At 60.3% G+C, this 18,453-nt stretch carries 14 protein-coding genes and 1 pseudogene; 2 read left to right on the top strand and 13 right to left on the bottom strand.

All coding sequences use genetic code 11. From position 1 onward, the window contains the following. The coding region (locus tag AB9K34_RS03675) for a transposase (protein ID WP_369952484.1) at positions 1-135 on the top strand (135 nt) is incomplete at its 5' end. Positions 136-535: 400 nt separating this feature from the next. On the opposite strand, the gene AB9K34_RS03670 is transcribed toward AB9K34_RS03675, so the two are convergent. From AB9K34_RS03670 to AB9K34_RS03625, 10 genes and pseudogenes are all read right to left on the bottom strand, one after another. After that, a complete protein-coding gene (locus AB9K34_RS03670; RefSeq protein ID WP_369953090.1) occupies positions 536-937 on the bottom strand; it encodes a type II toxin-antitoxin system VapC family toxin in 402 nt (133 codons plus the stop codon). Continuing rightward, positions 937-1,179, bottom strand: coding sequence for a type II toxin-antitoxin system Phd/YefM family antitoxin (locus AB9K34_RS03665; RefSeq protein WP_369953089.1), 243 nt, complete (start codon positions 1,177-1,179; stop codon positions 937-939). The genes AB9K34_RS03670 and AB9K34_RS03665 overlap by 1 nt, the downstream gene beginning before the upstream one ends. Before the next feature lie 144 nt (positions 1,180-1,323). Continuing rightward, positions 1,324-2,684 (bottom strand): annotated as a pseudogene (locus AB9K34_RS03660) (ISNCY family transposase). Between the two features lie 226 nt (positions 2,685-2,910). Continuing rightward, positions 2,911-3,792: a formyltetrahydrofolate deformylase gene (purU, locus tag AB9K34_RS03655; RefSeq protein ID WP_369953088.1), complete on the bottom strand. Its 882-nt coding sequence runs from the start codon at positions 3,790-3,792 to the stop codon at positions 2,911-2,913. Then, a complete protein-coding gene (locus tag AB9K34_RS03650; protein ID WP_369953087.1) occupies positions 3,758-5,179 on the bottom strand; it encodes an L-serine ammonia-lyase in 1,422 nt (473 codons plus the stop codon). The genes purU and AB9K34_RS03650 overlap by 35 nt, the downstream gene beginning before the upstream one ends. Position 5,180: 1 nt before the next feature. Beyond that, positions 5,181-6,449 carry a serine hydroxymethyltransferase gene (gene glyA, locus AB9K34_RS03645; RefSeq protein WP_369953086.1) on the bottom strand — a complete coding sequence of 423 codons (1,269 nt, stop codon included), beginning with the start codon at positions 6,447-6,449 and terminating at the stop codon, positions 5,181-5,183. 45 nt (positions 6,450-6,494) lie between these two features. Then, positions 6,495-7,049: a sarcosine oxidase subunit gamma gene (locus AB9K34_RS03640; protein ID WP_369953085.1), complete on the bottom strand. Its 555-nt coding sequence runs from the start codon at positions 7,047-7,049 to the stop codon at positions 6,495-6,497. 10 nt (positions 7,050-7,059) lie between these two features. Beyond that, complete coding sequence (locus AB9K34_RS03635; protein WP_369953084.1) at positions 7,060-10,050, bottom strand: sarcosine oxidase subunit alpha; 2,991 nt, start codon at positions 10,048-10,050, stop codon at positions 7,060-7,062. Next, positions 10,047-10,349 (bottom strand): sarcosine oxidase subunit delta, encoded by a 303-nt coding sequence (locus tag AB9K34_RS03630; RefSeq protein WP_369953083.1) that lies wholly within the window; start codon positions 10,347-10,349, stop codon positions 10,047-10,049. The genes AB9K34_RS03635 and AB9K34_RS03630 overlap by 4 nt, the downstream gene beginning before the upstream one ends. A 12-nt stretch (positions 10,350-10,361) precedes the next feature. Next, on the bottom strand, positions 10,362-11,615 hold the full coding sequence (locus AB9K34_RS03625; protein ID WP_369953082.1) for a sarcosine oxidase subunit beta family protein: 1,254 nt from the start codon (positions 11,613-11,615) through the stop codon (positions 10,362-10,364). Between the two features lie 104 nt (positions 11,616-11,719). On the opposite strand from AB9K34_RS03625, the gene AB9K34_RS03620 reads away from it, so the two are divergent. After that, a complete protein-coding gene (locus AB9K34_RS03620) occupies positions 11,720-12,736 on the top strand; it encodes a GlxA family transcriptional regulator (protein ID WP_369953081.1) in 1,017 nt (338 codons plus the stop codon). 62 nt (positions 12,737-12,798) lie between these two features. Here the strand turns inward: AB9K34_RS03620 and AB9K34_RS03615 are convergent, their stop codons facing one another. The 3 genes from AB9K34_RS03615 to AB9K34_RS03605 form a co-directional block, all read right to left on the bottom strand. Further along, a complete protein-coding gene (locus AB9K34_RS03615; protein ID WP_369953080.1) occupies positions 12,799-14,304 on the bottom strand; it encodes an NCS1 family transporter in 1,506 nt (501 codons plus the stop codon). Between the two features lie 90 nt (positions 14,305-14,394). Next, positions 14,395-16,191, bottom strand: coding sequence for a hydantoinase B/oxoprolinase family protein (locus tag AB9K34_RS03610; RefSeq protein WP_369953079.1), 1,797 nt, complete (start codon positions 16,189-16,191; stop codon positions 14,395-14,397). A gap of 13 nt (positions 16,192-16,204) precedes the next feature. After that, positions 16,205-18,289 carry a hydantoinase/oxoprolinase family protein gene (locus AB9K34_RS03605; protein ID WP_369953078.1) on the bottom strand — a complete coding sequence of 695 codons (2,085 nt, stop codon included), beginning with the start codon at positions 18,287-18,289 and terminating at the stop codon, positions 16,205-16,207. Between the last annotated feature and the right edge of the window lie 164 nt (positions 18,290-18,453).

Genomic DNA, 18,453 nt, shown 5'->3' with positions numbered 1-18,453 from the left:
ATGGTTGAGCGGTGCTTCAACAAACTCAAGAACGCCCGGCGCGTCGCAACCCGCTACGATAAGACGGCTGAAAGCTTCCTGGGCTTCATCGACATCGCGTCAATCCGACTTTGGATCCGTCATTTGTCAACATGACCTAGGCGTTGGGTATGAATAGGACGTGTTGCATGAATACGGTTCTGGCCGCGTCTGTCCCTTTTCCAGTTTTTTATGCGACACGCTCATAGACCGCACGACCCAGACGGGTCATGCGGTTACCCGTTGCAAGGGCAATCAAAGTGATGATGATCTTTGCCGCCGCAGCCGGAACACCCCGTGGTATTCCAGAGCGCCACAGCTCGACAAGTTGATAGGGATCAAGCTTGCGGACCTCGTCAGAGCCAGCGGCATCTAAGCCGCGCCAACAGGCCGGACAAATGACCGCTACGCAAAAAGTTCAAAATGGCCATCAAAACCCTTGCAAAACCGGAGCTGTCCACAAATGGCAGTCCCGTTCGCCAAGGTACTGGGCCTTTTCGCTTGATCGTCTATGTGGTCAAAACGGATTCAGTAGGTCGACACCGGTCGGTTCGAAGTCAGACGTGTTACGGGTCACCACGGTCGCCCGATGTGAAAGTGCCGAGGCGGCAATCATAAGGTCAGCACCGGCATGTCCGATATCGGCTGAAAGCGCGCCCCAGACCCGGGCGTCACGCGACGAGAACGGCAGTATTCGGTCCTGGAACAGCGTTTCCGTCCGATGCAGCCACTCTCTGAGGTCCGCGGCGAAATCGGGATTGCGCTTTTCCTGTTGGCATATTCGACGCGCGATTTCGCCGATGGAGATCACGCTCAGAAACAGATCGTCTTCCTGTTGGGCATGAAGCCAAGTCACCAGTTTCTCTTTGCGCTCGGGGCGGCGCCCCGCCGAAATGACGTTCGTGTCCAGGATGTACATCAAAACGCGACATCACGAGGTTTGGCATCCATCCGATCGATGTCATCGGACGGGAACCCGAGCAGATGATCGGCGAAGCCGCCACGCTCCGAGCCAGCAGCGGCCACAAGTCGATGGTACTCCTCAGCAGACAGGATAACGACGGCCGGTTTGCCGCGCCGTGTAACCTCCTGAGGGCGGCCGGCGAGGGCTTCATCGACCACGGCGCTGAACTTGTTCTTGGCGTCTTGCAGAGTCCACATATTTTCCTCCATATAACAGGCTAGATAGCTAGCTAGCTACGAATTGTCAAAATGTTGCAACCAAGTAGAAATGTCACTGGTTTTGCAAAGTAGAAATGTCCCACCTTGGCACTGAGGGGAGCAAAGCCTGGCAGGGCGGAGACCTCAGATATCGCGGCCCTGGCTGGCTTTGCGGGTCTCCTTGGCGCGGTGTGCAGCAAGACAGTTCCAGCCGTCATTGCGGCGGCCATTGGGCTTGTAGCGCGAGCGTTGTTTGCCGGTGCTGCGTTTCTTCGGTGGGGTCTTGTCCTGTCCTTCCTTGATGAACTCAAGGACGGCACCAAGGTGCTTGTTCTCTGTGATCGCGGCGTGGGTGACGCGCTGGTCCTTGTCGAAGACGGAGTAGGGGAGTGAGACACCCTTCCAGCGGAACTCCAGCCGGCCGTCGGGAAACTCATAGCTGTCGACATACTTGCCGGGCAGGCCACGCGTGATCTCGTTCTCTGCGAGGATGATCCGTTGCCGGTCGTAGGAGAAAGCCAGTTGGTTGCCCACGTAACGCTCATCTCGCCAGCACAGTACATCAGCCAACCGATCCGGCTCGGTATTGAGAGGCCGGTGCAGGTTGTCCGGGCACCGCGGGGCCTTGCAAACTTAGCGTTGTAGCGCTCCATGAATCTTGGCAGGAATGCGTTGGCCGCTTCCATGTCCGAGATACCTGCCAGGCGCAGTTCCTTCAGCAGCCGCTCCTGCAGCGTCCTGTTCGCACGTTCGACGCGGCCCTTCGCCTGGGAGCTGTTGGCGCAGAGAATCTCGATGTTCAACTCGTTCAGAGCACGTCCGAACTGGGTCATCCCGTGGCCTGACTCCGCACCTTGCTGGGCAACACGAAACACCGTGTGCTTGTCCGAATAGAACGCCACAGGGTATCCATGTTCATGCAGATAAGCCTCCAGCGCACCGAAATAGCTGAACGTGCTCTCGGACTTCACGAACTCCAGATGCATCAGAATGCCAGTCGCATCGTCGATGAAGACGAGCAGGGCGCAGGCAGGGCCGCGATCCTCGAACCAGTGATGGTCCGACCCGTCTATCTGGATCAACTCGCCGTAACATTCCCGCAGTAGGCGCGGCTGGTGGAAAGTGCGTCGTTGCTTGCGCGACAGCCATATCCCGGAGTCCTGCATCCATTTGCGCCGCGTCTCGCAGGATACCTTGAGACCGTGATCTTCTTCGAGCTTCTCGGCGGCAAAGGTCGGTCCGAAGTCGACATAGTTTTCCCGAACCAGCGTCACCGCAAACTCCCGAACCGCCGGATCGATCCGATTGTTCGAGGCGCGACCCCGCGCCTTGTGCCGGATCGCTGCGGGGCCGTCAGACTGGAACACCTTTAGGAGTCGATGAACCTGCCTTCGGCTCACTCCCAGGACATTCGCCGCGGTCATAGCCGTCATCCGGCCATGCGACACTTGGCTCAAAACCTCGACGCGGTTCAACTCGCGCTCGCTCATCAAAATCCATCCCATGCCCGTACACTCTGCCTGTTCTCATTGGGGCAGAGTGTGACACTTCTACTTTGCAGATGTGGGACACTTTAACTTTGCGCGTACAGTCAATGATCTCGTAATGAAGTTTATGTTCATATACAGATTTTCTGTATCAAGTTTGCTTTGGCGCAGTCTGTCTAACTCAGTCCAATTATTTTGATTAACTATGCTGGCGGACTCGATACCGTCATTCCGCCGACGCGCTCTAGAGAATCACTGTCTTGGCACCGTTCAATAAAACCCGTCCTTCCAGATGCAGCTTGACCGCACGGGCGAGCACGCGGGACTCGATATCGCGTCCGATGGCCACAAGGTCATCGGGCTTCATGACATGACTGATGCGCTCGACATCCTGCTCGATAATTGGACCTTCATCTAGATCGGCCGTAACATAATGAGCGGTTGCACCGATGTGTTTGACGCCGCGGGCATACGCTTGGTGGTATGGTTTTGCGCCTTTGAAGCTGGGCAGGAATGAGTGATGGATGTTGATAGCACGCCCCGAAAGACGCTGTGTCAGGTCGTCTGACAGCACCTGCATGTAGCGCGCCAGCACAACCAGATCGGCCCCCAGCGTGTCCGCGAGATCAAGCAGGTTTGCCTCGACATCGGGTTTCGTCTCGGGTGTGACCGGCCAATGATGAAACGGAACGCCCTCGCGGGTGGCGATGTCGCCCGCGTAGGGATGGTTCGATACGATGGCAACGACATCCGCGCTCAGCCATCCGACGCGGATCTGGTAGAGTAGATGCAGAAGCGCATGATCAAATTTCGACACCATGATGATGAGGCGGGGTTTCCGGGTGGCAGGTTCGAGGTCGATCCCGAAACCGAAACGAGCCTGAACCGGCGCAAGCGCCGCCGCGATGTCGGCCCCCTGCGACGCCAGAAAGCCGATCCTCAGGAAAAAGCGGTCGGTGCTTTCGTCCAGGAACTGAGCACTCTCGACGAGATTGCCGCCGCACTCCGCCAGAGCGGTCGTTACCGCAGCGACGATGCCGGGTTCGGCGGTACAGGAAATGCGCAGGATATGACGCTCCTGCGCTGTCGCGTCAGCATTCGGGTAGATTGACTGCAAGGCCCCCAAGGCTTGTCTCCTTGTATTTGGTGTTCATGTCTTCGCCGGTCTGGCGCATGGTTTCGATGCAATTGTCGAGTGGCATGAAATGCGCTCCGTCCCCGCGCAGCGCGAGGCTTGCGGCGCTGACGGCTTTGATGGCCCCCAGCCCGTTGCGCTCGATGCAGGGCACCTGCACCAATCCCGCAGCCGGATCGCAGGTCATGCCGAGGTGGTGTTCAAGTGCAATTTCGGCCGCGTTTTCGACCTGTTCGTTCGTACCGCCAAGCGCCGCGCAAAGACCGGCAGCGGCCATGGCCGACGCGCTGCCCACCTCTGCCTGGCATCCGCATTCCGCCCCGGAGATCGACGCGCGGTGCTTGATGAGCCCGCCGATGGCCGCGGCGGTCAGAACCATCGTCTCAACCCCCGTGTCGGACGCACCGATGCAATGGCCCCGATAGTACCGAAGTACCGCCGGCATCACGCCCGCGGCGCCATTGGTCGGCGACGTGACAACCCGGCCACCGGCGGCGTTCTCTTCGTTCACAGCCATCGCATAGACCGAAAGCCAGTCGTTGCCGACATGCGGTTGGCGCAGGTTGCTGCCCTGTTCGCTCACAAGCTGGTCATGGATCGTCTTTGCGCGGCGCCGAACCCCAAGACCACCGGGCAGCACGCCTTCCATGCGCAGACCACGGTCGATGCACGCATCCATGACGTTGCAAATGTCCGTGATCTGGCGCGAGAGCATATCCGCCGAAATACCTTGATGCGCGCATTCGTTGGCGCGCTTCATCTCAGCGATGCTCTTGCGCGCGCTGCGCCCCATGTCCAGCATCTCGGCCGCGGACCCGAACGGATAGGGATAGCCCTTCGCCGCCTTTTCGGTGGTTAGCGGTTGCGTCCCGGCCGTCTTTTCGGCAGCGAGTTCGGCTTCGGTCAGAATGAAACCGCCTCCGATCGAATAATAGACCTGTGTCATGTAGGGGTTGCCGCTCGCGTCGAAGGCGCGCAGCACAAGGCCGTTCGCGTGCCCTGGCAAAGGATCTCCGTAGTCGAAAACGAGATCTGTCTCAGGGTTGAAATCGAGCGTGCCAAGTCCCGGCGGGCTGATGCGCCGTGTGCGGCGCACGTCCGCCTCCAGAGCCTCGGCCCTGTCTGGATCTAGCGTGTCGGGCCGATAGCCGATCAACCCCAGGATCACCGCCCGGTCCGTCGCATGGCCTTTCCCGGTAAAAGCCAGTGAGCCATGCAGCGATGCGCCCAGACGGGCCAGGGTGCCCGCTCCGGGGATCACTTCGGCGCCACCGCGCAAATCGTCCAGAAACCGTGCGGCGGCGGTCATCGGCCCCATCGTATGCGACGACGAGGGACCGACACCGATCTTGAAGATGTCGAAGATCGACAGGAACATATCAACTGCCGTAGATCGGATATGCGTTGCAAAGCGCACGTACTTCGGCGCGCACTTGGGCTTCGGTCTCGGCATTGCCCTCGGGATTGGCCGCAAGTCCATCGAGGACGCGCAGGATCAAGGCACCGATCTTCCGGAACTCGGCCACACCGAAACCGCGTGTCGTTCCGGCGGAGGTGCCCAACCGGACACCCGAAGTCACGAAAGGCTTTTCAGGGTCGTTGGGGATCGCATTCTTGTTGCATGTCAAGCCCGCGCGTTCCAGTGCGATCTCCGCGACCTTGCCGGTCACGCCCTTGGGTCGCAGGTCGACCAGAACCATATGACAGTCGGTTCCGCCCGATACGATACCCAGACCGCCGTCAATCAATACCTCCGATAGGACCCGCGCATTGTCTATCACACGGCCCGCATAGTCCTTGAACGACGGCTCAAGCGCCTCGCCGAAGGCAACCGCTTTTGCGGCGATTACATGCATGAGTGGCCCGCCCTGGTTCCCGGGAAAAACGGCAGAGTTGAACTTCTTCGCCAGAGCCTCGTCATTCGACAGGATCACGCCCCCGCGCGGGCCGCGCAGAGTCTTGTGGGTCGTGGAGGTGACGACATGCGCGTGCGGCACCGGGTTCCGATAATGCCCCGCGGCGATCAACCCAGCGTAATGCGCCATGTCGACCATCAAATAGGCACCAACCTCGTCGGCAATCGCCCGGAAAGCCGCGAAGTCTATCTGCCGCGGGTAGGCGGAGGCCCCGGCGACGATCAGTTTCGGACGGGTTTCCAGAGCCTGCGCGCGGACCTTATCCATGTCGATGAGGTGGCTTTCCGCGTCCACTTCGTAGGAGACCACGTCGAACCACTTGCCCGACATGGTGACCGGGGAGCCGTGGGTCAGATGACCGCCATGGACCAGCGACATGCCCATGATCCGGTCGCCCGGTTGCAAAAGCGCTAGGAACACCGCCTGATTGGCTTGTGCCCCGGAATGCGGCTGGACATTGGCATAATCCGCCCCAAAGAGCCGCTTCAGCCGGTCGATGGCCACGGTTTCCACCTTGTCCACGAATTCGCAACCGCCGTAATAGCGCCGCCCGGCATAGCCTTCGGCATATTTGTTGGTCAGTATCGAGCCTTGTGCCGCCATCACATCGGCAGAAACGATATTTTCCGAGGCGATCAACTCGATCTGGGTCTTCTGACGGTCCAGTTCTTCGGCGATGACATCGGCGATCACGCTGTCGGCGATCCGGTTTTCGGGCAGGTGGTCGAACATGAGAGGTCTCCTTGTCAGTCCGTGTTCGCGGCGTTCGTTGCGCGGTCAGGCAGTTTCTGCGGCGAGTTCGCGGCAGCCGGTGTCGAGCAGGTGAAACAGATACGGCGCGAAGCTGTGCCAGACATCCATGCGGAAGGTGTTGTCCGCATCGCGCCACAGGATGACCGTTGCCCCGTCGAAGACGGTTCGGCGGCCCTCTCCGTACTTCAACCGCTCCAAATCGCGCGGGCAGCCCAGCGTGAGCAGTTCGGCGGCGCGAGGGCCGTCGATCACAAACGTGGTCTCGCGGCCCGACACATCCACCAAGCTGTGCGGGTGGTTTTCATAAAGTGCGGTGCAGGCGGCTTCGATCGCGCCGATCCGGTCCTCGGCTGCATGGATCATCCATTCATCGGGGCCGAGGCAGATCGCCTCCACCGCGCCGCTGGCGGCGCGCTCACCGATCTGCGTGGGCAGGGTCAGGCCAAGCGGCGTGACAAAGGGCGACAGGTCGCCACGCGCACGCAGGGACAACCGCCCGCAAGGGGCCGCGACCGAAACGCGTGCAGCGCTGGTTTCCACGAGTAGCCCAGGGGCAAAAGAGGATGCGGGTGCGTTCATTTCAATCTCCTCAGAGTTTCAGGCGGGCATTTTCGGGATCTAGGAAGATCGTCGAGGTGATCTTCGCTGAGATGGTCCGGTCGGGCATCGGGATGTGTACTGTCTCTCCCATGCTCTCGTGGCCACCTTCGACCAGTGCAAGCGCGATGGGCCGACCAGTTGTGCCGACGTCGTAGGACGACGTCACATGGCCAACCATCTTCATTGGCACCGGCTGTTCGGGGTCAAAGACGATCTGCGCGCCTTCCTCCAGCTTGGAGTTGTCGTCCGTCAGCAGGCCGACCAGCTGCTTGCGACCTTGGGCCTGCAGGTCAGCCCTTGCCAGACCGCGCTTGCCGACGAAATCGGGCTTTTTCTTTCCGATCGCCCAAGCCATGCCGGTGTCATAGGGTGTCACCGTGCCATCGGTGTCTTGACCAACGATGATGAAACCCTTTTCGGCCCGCAGCACGTGCATGGTTTCCGTGCCGTAAGGCGTTATGTCATAATCCTGACCGGCCCTCCATAGGACTTCCCACAACTGCCGACCCATCGGGGCAGGCACGTTGATCTCAAAGCCGATTTCGCCGGTGAAGCTGATGCGGAACAGCCGCGCGGGGATGCCCCCCACTTCGCATTCCGCACAGGACATATGTGGGAAGGCTTCGTCGGTGATCTCCACGCCCTGAACCAGCGGGGTCAGCAACTTGGCAGCATTGGGGCCGTTCAATGCGATGGTGGACCATTGTTCGGTGGTGGAGGTGAGCCAGACATTCAGGTCGGGCCATTCGGTCTGAAGGTAATCCTCCATCATGTTCAGTACCCGCGCCGCCCCACCGGTGGTGGTGGTTACGTGGAACTTGTCCTGCCCCAGCCGCCCGATCACCCCGTCGTCGCGGATATACCCGTCATCACCCAGAAGCAGCCCGTAACGGCAGCGTCCGATGCCGAGCTTGGTCCAGGGGTTGGTGTACATGCGGTTCATGAACTCCACCGCGTCTGGACCCAAAACCTCGATCTTGCCAAGGGTGGAAGCATCGAAGATACCGAGGCCCGCACGCGTGGCCTTGCACTCACGGCGCACTGCATCATCCATCGACTCGCCTTTGCGGGGGAAAAACCATGCCCTGCGCCACTGGCCGACCGGCTCGAAGACCGCACCGTGTTCGTCGGCCCAGGCGTCGATCTGCGTCTTGCGCGTCACATCGAAATGTTCGCCACGGTGATAGCCGGCGAAGGCGCCAAAGCTTGTGGGTGTATAGGGCGGACGGAACGTAGTCAGACCGACCTGGGGAGGGGCTTTGCCCAGTGCATCAGCGGCGATATTCAATCCGTTGATGTTGGACATCTTGCCCTGATCGGTGGCCATGCCGTTGGTGGTGTAGCGCTTGACGTGCTCAATGGAGCGCATGCCCTCCCGCACAGCCAGACGCAGGTCCTTGGCTGTGACATCGTTCTGGTAATCGACGAATGCCTTGGCCTTTCCCGGGCTGCGGTCGGTGGGCAGTTCCTTGTGGCTGATACCGCTTCCGACGCGGTCCTGTGTTACGCGGAATATGCCTTTCGCGATCTTGAACCCTGCGGCCTGCGCCGCTTCCATTCCTGCTTTGTCGCCATCGACCAACGCCGCTTCATAGCCCCAGAGACCCCGGCTTGCGCCTGCAATATGGCAGTCTTCGGGCGTGTCTTTCGGGAGGAAGGTCGTTTGTTCGTCGTCCCAAGTCAGTGATCCTTTGGTGTGGGAAAACAAATGCAGCGACGGAGTCCAGCCGCCCGACATCAGCACGGTGTCGCAATAAATCGGGTATGGGCTGCCAACCTTGGCATCATTGAGCGGATTGACGCGCAGGCCAGTTACCCGCAACCGGCCCCAAGTAGCGGTGGCGGTGTGTGACAGCTTCACCTCGATTCCACGCGCCTTTGCATCGGCCAGCAAGTCATCGCGCACGGTTTCTCGAGTGTCCACGATGGCCTGCACTTTAGCCCCCGTATCGGCCATGTCGAAAGCGGCGTACCACGCGCTGTCATGGCTGGTGAGAACTACGGGCCTGCGTCCAACCAAAACGCCATACCGGTTCAGGTAGGTCTGGGCCGACCCCGCCAACATCACGCCGGGACGGTCGTTTCCATGAAAGACCAGCGGTTTCTCCAGTGCACCTTGCGCAAGAACCACGCGGCTGGCGCGCACCCGCCACATGCGTTCGCGCGGCGTATCCTTCGGCAGCACGGGCAGGTGGTCGGTCAGCTTCTCGACCATGCCAATCATGCTGTCGTGGTAGTAGCCAATGGCCGTCGTGCGGGTCATCAGTCGTACGCCGAGCGCACGCAACTCGGCCAAACGTGAGGCCAGCCACGTCCAGGATCCTGCCCCATCGATCCGAACATCCGGATCTGAAAGGATCGAGCCACCCATCTCTGCGTGTTCGTCGACCAGGACCACCTTTGCGCCGGCCACCGCTGCACTGTGCGCCGAGGCAAGTCCGGCAGGACCCCCGCCAACCACCAGCACGTCGCAATGCAAATAACGCGAGGCATAGTTGTCCGGGTCTTCCTCGGTCGGGCTAACGCCCAACCCGGCGGCTGCACGGATGAACGGCTCATAGACCTTGTCCCAGAAGCTCTTGGGCCACATGAAGGTCTTGTAATAGAATCCTGCGGAAAAAAGCATGTATGCGGCATCGTTGACCGCGCCGATATCCCATTTCAGACTGGGGTATTTATTCTGGCTTGTCGCCTCAAGACCTTCCCAGATCTCTTGCACGGTGGCACGAGTGTTGGGCTCAAACCGGCCGGGACCGCGGCGCGTGCCGATCAGGGCATTGGGCTCTTCCGACCCTGCGGCGACCGGGCCGCGCGGACGGTGATACTTGAATGAACGGCCCATCAGGTGAACGCCGTGGGACAGCAGTGCCGAGGCCACAGTATCGCCTTGCAGGCCTTGGTAGCGCTTGCCATCGAAAGTGAAGCTCACGTGCCGCGTGCTGTCCACGCGCCCTTTGCCGGATATGCGATAGTCGCTCATACCTTGCCCTCCGTAAGGGTGGAAAGTTCAGGGCGCGGCGCGCCGACCTCGTAGGTGGTCAGGAACTTGTCGCTGACCGTGTCGCGCACGGCGTTGAAAAACCGCCCGCAGCCATGCAGGTGCCGCCAGCGTTCATAATGCGGGCCCTTGGCGTTCTCACGGATGAACAGATAAGCCTCCCAGTCGGCGTCGCTTTTCGCTGAGGGATCGGTTGCGCGTGCGATGTGCGCCTGCCCGGCATAGGTGAATTCGGCTTCGGGCAGAGTTTCGTTGCAGTAGGGGCAATGGATCAGAAGCATGTCGGTGTCTCCTCAGTGCGCGACGGCCGCCGCGGCAGCCTCGTCGATCAGGCGGCCCGTGCGGAAACGCTCAAGTGTGAAGGGCGCGTTGATCGGGTGCGGCTCGTCCTTGGCCACGGTCCAGGCCAGCGTATGTGCCGCGCCGGGGGTGGCCTTGAAGCCGCCGGTCCCCCAGCCGCAATTGACATAAAGACCCTGCACCGGGGTCTTGCCCAGAATGGCGGAGCGGTCCGGCGTCACGTCGACGATGCCGCCCCATTTGCGCAGCATCCGCATGCGATTGAAGATCGGAAACACCTCGGAAATCGCCGCCACCGTATGTTCAATTAACGGTAGCCCACCTCGCTGGGAGTAGCTGGTGTACTGGTCGGTGCCAGAACCGATCACCAGTTCGCCTTTGTCGGACTGGCTGATATAGGCATGTACCGCGTTCGACATGACCACGCAGGGAAAGACCGGCTTCACCGGCTCGCTGACCAACGCTTGAAGCGGGTAGCTTTCCAGCGGCAGCCGCACGCCCGAGCTGTCCATCACAACGGAAGTGTGGCCTGCGGCAGAAACAGCGACCTTTTTCGCCTTGATGAAGCCCCGTGCCGTTTCCACGCCTGAGACAGCACCGTCGGGGTGGCGACGGATCGCCTTCACAGGGCAGTTCTGGATGATGTCGACGCCGCGCGCCGCGGCCCCACGGGCATACCCCCAGGCCACCGCATCGTGCCGCGCGGTCCCGGCGCGGCGTTGCAGCGCGCCACCCATTACCGGATAGCGGGCATTTTTGCGAAGGCTCAGCGGAGGGCAATGTTGCTTGCACTCTTCCGGGGTAAGCCACTGGTTGTCGACGCCGTTCAACCGGTTTGCGTGCACATGGCGCTTGAAGCTTTGTACGTCATGTACATTATGCGCCAGCATGAGCACGCCACGGTTGGAATACATAACGTTGTAATTGAGCTCCTGGCTCAGATTCTGCCAAAGATCGAGCGCATGATCGAAAAGCCGCGCGCTTTCATCATAGAGGTAGTTCGATCGGATGATCGTGGTGTTTCGCCCGGTATTGCCGCCGCCCAGCCAGCCCTTGTCGATCACTGCGACATTTGTGATGCCGTGCTCTTTTGCTAGGTAATATGCCGCGCCAAGGCCATGTCCGCCCGCACCGACGATGACCACATCATATTCGTCCCTAGGCTGGCTGTCGGGCCATTGCTCGGTCCAGTTCTTGTGACCGCCGAGGGCGCTCTTCAACAGGCTGAAGGCCGAGAATTTCGTCATGTGACAACCCCTCCGGTTCGGTCCGATTTCGCTGGCATCCACCCTTCCAGAAAACTCGCGCGCGGGACTGGATAAATGCGCCAACATGGCGTTATGATTGCGACATGAACTCTGTCGCCTCCCCTGCCTCCACGCCCTTGCGAACAAGGCTAAATGTCGGTTTCATCCTCGCCAGGCGTTTCACGTTGTCGGCCCTCGCGAACTTCGTCGATGTGCTTCGTCTGGCCGCCGATGAGGGCGACCGGTCGCGCCCGATCAATTGCCGCTGGAAAGTGCTGTCGGCCTCGATGAATCCGGTGTGCTCAAGCTGCGGCATCGCGGTGCAGCCGGACGAGCGCCTGGGCGATCCGACCGCCTTCGATTACATCGTCGTCGTGGGTGGGCTGATCGACGAGATCGAGCGGCTGAACCCCGATTACACTGCCTTCCTGCAACGCGCCGCAAGGGCCGGCGTGCCACTTGTGGGGGTCTGCACCGGGGCTTTCATCCTGCACCGGGCCGGGCTGATGCAGGGCTATCAATGCTGCGTCAGCTGGTTTCATCACGAGGATTTCCTAGAGCAATTCGACGGGCTGCATCCCGTTTCGGACCGGATCTACGTTGTGGACCGCGACCGGTTGACTTGTTCCGGTGGGGCAAGCTCGGCGCATCTTGCCGCGTTTCTGGTCGACCGCCATATCAACCGTGCCACTGCCAGCAAAAGCCTGCACATCATGATCATCGACGAGGCGATGGCCGCCGACAACCCGCAGCCCGGCCTGCCGATCGAGTTAAAAGGCCGTGATCCGTTGGTGCGCAAGGCGTTGATGCGGGTGCAGCAGAACATGGAATCCGCGCCCAGCGTGGCGACAATCGCCAGGAACCTAGAAGTAAGCCGACGCAAGTTGGAGCGGCATTTCACTCAAGCGTTGGGCCTGCCACCGGCAGAGGCGTTCCTGAGGGTGCGCCTTGCCCATGCGCGGTTTCTGCTCCGGCAGACGGATCGCTCGATCACCTCAGTTGCAACCGAAACCGGATTCTGCGACCTGTCTCACTTGATCCGTGTGTTTCGGGATCGGGAAGGCGTGACACCGGAGGTCTGGCGCAGGCGTGAAGGTCGGATCACCCCTCCCCTACCTTAAAAAAAGCGCGCCATTTTGGCGCGCAGGTGGTTGGGGAGGTATTTTTGGAAAAATTTTTATTGTCAGAGGTCTTCCCGTCCAATCTCGCTGCCATGTGCTTCGGCTTCGGTCATGCGCTCGAACTGGCCATGCCCGAGATAGACCCAGCTCTTGCCCAAGGATGTCGCAAGGAAATCGTCGGAATAGCCACTTTCGATTTCTTGCTGAGGGTTCGACCTGAGCACCAGCGCGTGCATCAGCAACAGATAAAGAACGATACCCAGCGGGAAGCCGATGAGGAACGCATATTGCGAATACCAGGCTGCGATCCCGCCAGCCACGAACCATGCGAAAAGACCCGCCGGATTGAAGCCGCCCGCATACCGGAATTGGCCATCCAGCTTGTAGAGATCGGGCACATTGATGCGGCGACGCCGAAGAATGTAGTAATCAGCAACCATGATTCCGCCGATGGCCGAAAGGAAGGCGCCATAGTACCCGAGGAAGACGAACAGGTTGTTTAAAATCTCCCAGGGGAAACAAAGCGTGCCGACAATACCGGCCAGAACCACTGCGATCCGATAGTTAATGATCCGCGGCGCGAGGTTGACGAAGGTCAGCGCCGAGGGGATTAAGTTGGCCGAGTTGTTGGTGGACCATTGCGCTAGGACAACAAGCGCCAGCAACAGCACTAGCGACAGCCCCTGACCCTGGCCCTGGATCACTTCGACTGGGTTCCAGTTGCCCGCCGCGATGAAGGACACGGCGCCAAGACCTGCGATCAGTGCTTGTGTTACCGGAAGGGCGATGAGCTGCGCCAGAAAGATGTTCCGATTGCGCTTGAAGAACTTCCGCTCGCCCGAGGGCACCTTGAGAAAGCGGGTCAGGTTGGGAATGTCGATGGCTAGGGTCGACCAGAACCCCATATTGGCGATGAACAGCACCAGAAGGCTCATCTCGCCGGTGGCCTGATAGGTCCAGATGTTGACGCCCTTGGTCCGGGCCACTCCTTCGAGCGTGAAGTACATCCAAACCGAGATGGCAATGATCGCCGGGGCCGCCAGCGACGCCAGGCGCTCGACCGACTTGATGCCGGATGCGGTGTTGACGACCTGCACGATGGCAAAGGCGACATACCAGACGAACCAGTTGTCGAAGCCCAGAAAATATTGGCCGATCCCGTTCAGGGCCAGCGCCCCCAGATAGGTCTGGATCCCGAACCACATGGCCGCGACCAGACCGCGCGACATGGCTGGCAGATGTGTGCCGTAGACCCCGAACGGTGCCCGCAGATACACTGCAAAGGACAGGCCGTGCTCGGTGCCGATATCGGCCGTCAGGACCATGAAGGCGCCAATCGCCAGGTTGGCCAGCGCGATGGTCAGGATGACTGAGGCCAGCGGGATGCCGCCGCCAATTCCTGCTGCACCCAGCGAATAGGTTGCGATGATCACGGCGATGCCTACCCAGATCCAAGCATAGCCCAGCATCCCGATGAGGCGTTGCCCCAAAAGCGTTGGCAGGATCGATTCTTCAACTAGCGCGTCGCGCTCTTTCTCGGCGCTTCTTATGGTTTCAGTTGTTGTCATGTCTCATGTCCCTGTTGTCAGATTGTCTTGTCCAGGAAACGACACCCGGAAACGAATGCGGGGGCCGCCCTGGCAGCGACCCCCCTCCTATTAGTGTGCCGCCCGCATGCGGTCGCGCAGCGCATTGGTGGCGGCCATGTCGACGGTCTCGCTTTCCATGTCGACCACGACGCCGTAGGCGGCCTTGGCGTGCTCGACCGTGCAGAACCCGTCCAACACATCCTCCAGGACCTTGAGCTCGGGTCGCTTCAGCGGGTCGCCATAGCCGCCACCATTCGGGCTGTAGTAGGCCATCACATCGTTGGCCTTGACCTCCAGCCCCGAAAATTTGGAATGCATCTCGGTCACGACGTCGGGCGTGTCGGAATTGTAAATCAGGCACTTGCCCACCGCGCCCTCGTGGCCGCCGAAGATGCCCCAAGGGGCTTCTGTGTGGCGCTCGCTTTCATGGGTGATAAAGGCGGGCGTCAGCACCCGCTGGGATTTCACTACGCCGATGCCGCCGCGATATTCCCCGGCTCCCGGCGGCACGTCATCGCGCAGCTCATACCGGTCGCAGATCATCGGGATATGCATCGCCAGGTCTTCCAGCGGGTTGTTGCGGGTGTTGGCCATCAGATTGTCGATACTGTCGGGCCCGTCCGACCGTGGCCTGCCGCCATAGGCGCCCTCATTGACCTCAAGGAAGACCCAGTAATCGCCGGAGGGCCGTACCCCCGAATAGGCCGCAAAGCTGATCGAGGCGGAACTGCCCGCGATCACCGTGTCGGGAATGACCGGCGCTAGCGCGCGGATGATCAGGTCGATCATACGATTGCACTGGGTGAAGCGCGCCTCGGCGGACGCCGGGTATTTTGGGTTGAAGATCGAGCCCAGCGGCGCGGTCACCTTGATCGGCCGGAAGGAGCCCTCGTTCGACGGCACCCGCATGTCCGAAGTCGCCGCATCCAGCAGCAGCTTGCGGAATGCGGCGAATGCGGCGACCTTGGTGGAGCCTTCGAACGGCACGTTGTATGCGGTGGGCGTCTGGTCGGCGGAGCCGGTCAGATCGACCTCGACCTCGTCGCCGGTGACACGCACCGTAACCATTACCTTCAGCCGCTGGTCGCGGTTGCGCCCGTCATCGTCCAGCCAGCCCTCGGCCACGTATTCGCCGTCCGGGATCTCAGAAATCCGCTGCCGCGTCATGCGCTCGGAGTATTCCATGAGCTGATTGGCCGCGCCGAAGACGGTTTCTTCACCGTATTTCTCTATCAGCTCGACAAAACGCTTTGCACCCAACCGGGCCGAGGCGACCTGCGCCTCGATATCGCTGACCAGCTGCTGTGCAGCGCGGCTGTTGTTGCGGATGAAGTTCCACATAGAGGTGTTGGGCTGCCCCTTGCGGTAAAGCTTAACACCCGCCAGCAGCATGCCTTCGGCATAGACATCCGGCACGTCAATTATCAGGCCGGGCGTGGCGGCACCGATATCCACATGGTGTGCGGTGTTACCGGCAAAACCGACCAGCCGCCCCTCATAAAAGACTGGTACCACGATTGCGAGGTCCGGAGTGTGCGAGGAGCCGTAATAAGGATGGTTGTGGACCACCACGTCGTCCTCGAACCATTCGCCATCTTCCAGCGTTTCCTCGATCCCGCGCAAGTAGCCGGGGATGGAGCCGATATGCATCGGCGTGGATTCGCTTTCACAGAGCGTGTTGTACTTGGTGTCGAACAGGCCTGCGCCCAAGTCCTGGCTTTCGCGGATGATCGAGGAGAAGGACATACGGTATAGCACATGACCCATTTCCTCAGCGATGGTTTCAAAAGACCCCCGGATCACCTGGAGGGTGATGGGATCGACGGTGTCGGCGTTTTCTGCCCGTGTTTCGGTCATGACGTTCATTGGTCTTTCTCCCTTACTGGTCCTGACCGGCAAGCCGGACACGCGTGTTGCCGTGATCCAGCGTTTCGGCCACATAGCCCGGTGGCACGAGCGTGGTTGAATTGTGCTGGATCAGGATCGCCGGGCCGTGCACCGCGTCGCCGGAATAAAGCTTGGTCCGGTCGTAGCGGGGCGTTTCCAGCGTCTGTCCATTGTCGAAAACTGTGGTCCGCACGAACATCAATGCGCGGTCGATGCTGGAGCCGTCGGTTTTTTGCACCTCCGGGATTTCGATCTTACGCGAGGTGGCGGAGCCGATGGCGCGCAGTGTAATAAGTTCCACCTCGGCCTCACGATAGCTGTAACCGTAGTCCAGCTGGTGTTGATCGTGGAAACTGTCTGTAATTGACGAAATATTGTCCGCCGTCACCGGGCCGTCAGGCATGGTAGCGCGCAGCTCAAACCCTTGGCCGTGATAGCGGCATTCAGCCACCACTTCGATCCTCTGCTCTGCGCGGGAGATGCCGTCGGCGTCCAGTTCTTTGGCCACCTGTTCCTTCAGCGCATCAATTGCAGCATTGATCCGCGCGTGGTCTTCCGGGCCGGAGGTGTTCAGCTCAATGATGACCGCTTCTGTGTGTTCGTATTGCAGGTCAGTTTTCAGCAAGCCGACCGCAGCCGTGATGCCCGGCGCAACCGGCACAATCACGTCCTTGGCGGACACGGCCTCTGCCAACGCTACGCCATGTAACGGTCCGGCGCCACCGAATGGCATGATGGAGAACTGACGCGGATCGACACCGCGCGCGACGGAATTGGAGCGGATCGCCAAAGCCATGTTGGAGTTGATGATCTTGATGATCCCGAGCGCTGCCTCGGTGACACTCATGCCAAGGGGGTTTGCAATTTTCTCTTCAACTGCCTTGCGGGCGAGGTCGGCGTCAAGCTCAAGGTCGCCGCCCAAAGCCATGTCCGGGTCCAATCGGCCCAGCACGATCTGCGCATCGGTTACCGTGGGCTCTGTCCCGCCGCGCCCGTAGCAGGCCGGTCCCGGTTCGGAGCCGGCCGAGCGCGGACCAACATTGAAGCCACCTGCTTCGTCAATATAGGCTATGGAGCCGCCTCCTGCCCCGATGGTCACGAGGTCGATCATCGGCGTCAGAACAGGGTGTCCAGACACATAGGTGTCCCGCGGGTTCATGATCTTGATCTGGTGTTCGGGGATGGTGCTGATATCGGCAGAGGTGCCGCCGATATCGACCGTGATGATATTGCCGGTTCCGACCATTTCCCCTTCGGAAGCACCGCCGATCACCCCGCCCGCCGGGCCGGACATCAGAATGCGCACCGGGCGCTTGGCGCAGGCGTCCACGGTGGACACGCCACCGTTTGACTGAATTATCCGCAGTTTCGATCCAACGCCCGCATCCCGCAGACGCGATTCCAGATCACGCAGGTAGAAGGCTGTTTTTGGTCCGACATACGAATTCATGGCCGCTGTGGAGAATCGTTCGTATTCGCGCATCACATTGGCCACCTCGGACGATAGCGTGACATAGGCGCCGGGCATCTCTTCAAGAACAATTTCGCGGGCGCGGCGTTCATGGGCATCGTTGAGGAAAGCAAACATGAACCCGATCACCACTGAGTCGATGCCACGCTTCTTGAACAGCGCGCATGCGTCGCGCACGGCCTGTTCGTTCAGCGGGGTCTCGATCTCGCCGCTGGGCGGCAGGATGCGTTCGGCCACGGCAATGCGGTTTCGACGCTTCACCAGCGGCTGGCTCTGCCACGGCACGTCGAAATGTAGCGAGAAGTTGTGCGGTCGCTTGTGCCGCCCGATATGCAAGATATCGCGGAAACCTTCCGACGTTATCAGCCCGCATTCGGAGCCGTTGTGCTCGATGGTGATGTTGGTTGCTGTGGTGGTGCCATGCACGATGGTCTCGACCTCGGAGGTCGGAATTTCAGCCATCTCGCAGATGCGTCGGACACCTTCGACCACGCCGATGGACTGGTTTTTCAGGGTGGTGGGCACCTTGTGATAATACACTCTCGCCCCAGTTTCGAGCACGAGATCCGTATTCGTGCCGCCGACATCTACGCCGATCCTTGCCATGATGTGTTTCCTCCTCGTTGTATTTTTGTACTTCGCGTTCGGGTTTGCGCGCTCAAGTCCCGATGACCTTGAACTGACGCTCCGAAATTTCTTCCGCCGAGGCCGCAGAGAACGACAGCGCCGCGTCTAGTGTCGCGATTTCAAAGAGTGTTTTTGCCATCTCG

Origin of the sequence: Sedimentitalea sp. XS_ASV28 (assembly GCF_041224545.1) — a bacterium.
Lineage (GTDB): Bacteria > Pseudomonadota > Alphaproteobacteria > Rhodobacterales > Rhodobacteraceae > Sedimentitalea.
Note: the sequence above shows the minus strand (reverse complement) of the source record. Positions and strands in the feature narration are given on the sequence as shown.

Bases quoted from the DNA above. Each gene is read 5' to 3' on its own strand.
- AB9K34_RS03670 (WP_369953090.1), bottom strand. From the start codon at position 937: ATGTACATCCTGGACACGAACGTCATTTCGGCGGGGCGCCGCCCCGAG.
- AB9K34_RS03665 (WP_369953089.1), bottom strand. From the start codon at position 1,179: ATGTGGACTCTGCAAGACGCCAAGAACAAGTTCAGCGCCGTGGTCGAT.
- AB9K34_RS03650 (WP_369953087.1), bottom strand. From the start codon at position 5,179: ATGTTCCTGTCGATCTTCGACATCTTCAAGATCGGTGTCGGTCCCTCG.
- glyA (WP_369953086.1), bottom strand. From the start codon at position 6,449: ATGTTCGACCACCTGCCCGAAAACCGGATCGCCGACAGCGTGATCGCC.
- AB9K34_RS03640 (WP_369953085.1), bottom strand. From the start codon at position 7,049: ATGAACGCACCCGCATCCTCTTTTGCCCCTGGGCTACTCGTGGAAACC.
- AB9K34_RS03635 (WP_369953084.1), bottom strand. From the start codon at position 10,050: ATGAGCGACTATCGCATATCCGGCAAAGGGCGCGTGGACAGCACGCGG.
- AB9K34_RS03630 (WP_369953083.1), bottom strand. From the start codon at position 10,349: ATGCTTCTGATCCATTGCCCCTACTGCAACGAAACTCTGCCCGAAGCC.
- AB9K34_RS03625 (WP_369953082.1), bottom strand. From the start codon at position 11,615: ATGACGAAATTCTCGGCCTTCAGCCTGTTGAAGAGCGCCCTCGGCGGT.
- AB9K34_RS03620 (WP_369953081.1), top strand. From the start codon at position 11,720: ATGAACTCTGTCGCCTCCCCTGCCTCCACGCCCTTGCGAACAAGGCTA.
- AB9K34_RS03615 (WP_369953080.1), bottom strand. From the start codon at position 14,304: ATGACAACAACTGAAACCATAAGAAGCGCCGAGAAAGAGCGCGACGCG.
- AB9K34_RS03610 (WP_369953079.1), bottom strand. From the start codon at position 16,191: ATGAACGTCATGACCGAAACACGGGCAGAAAACGCCGACACCGTCGAT.
- AB9K34_RS03605 (WP_369953078.1), bottom strand. From the start codon at position 18,289: ATGGCAAGGATCGGCGTAGATGTCGGCGGCACGAATACGGATCTCGTG.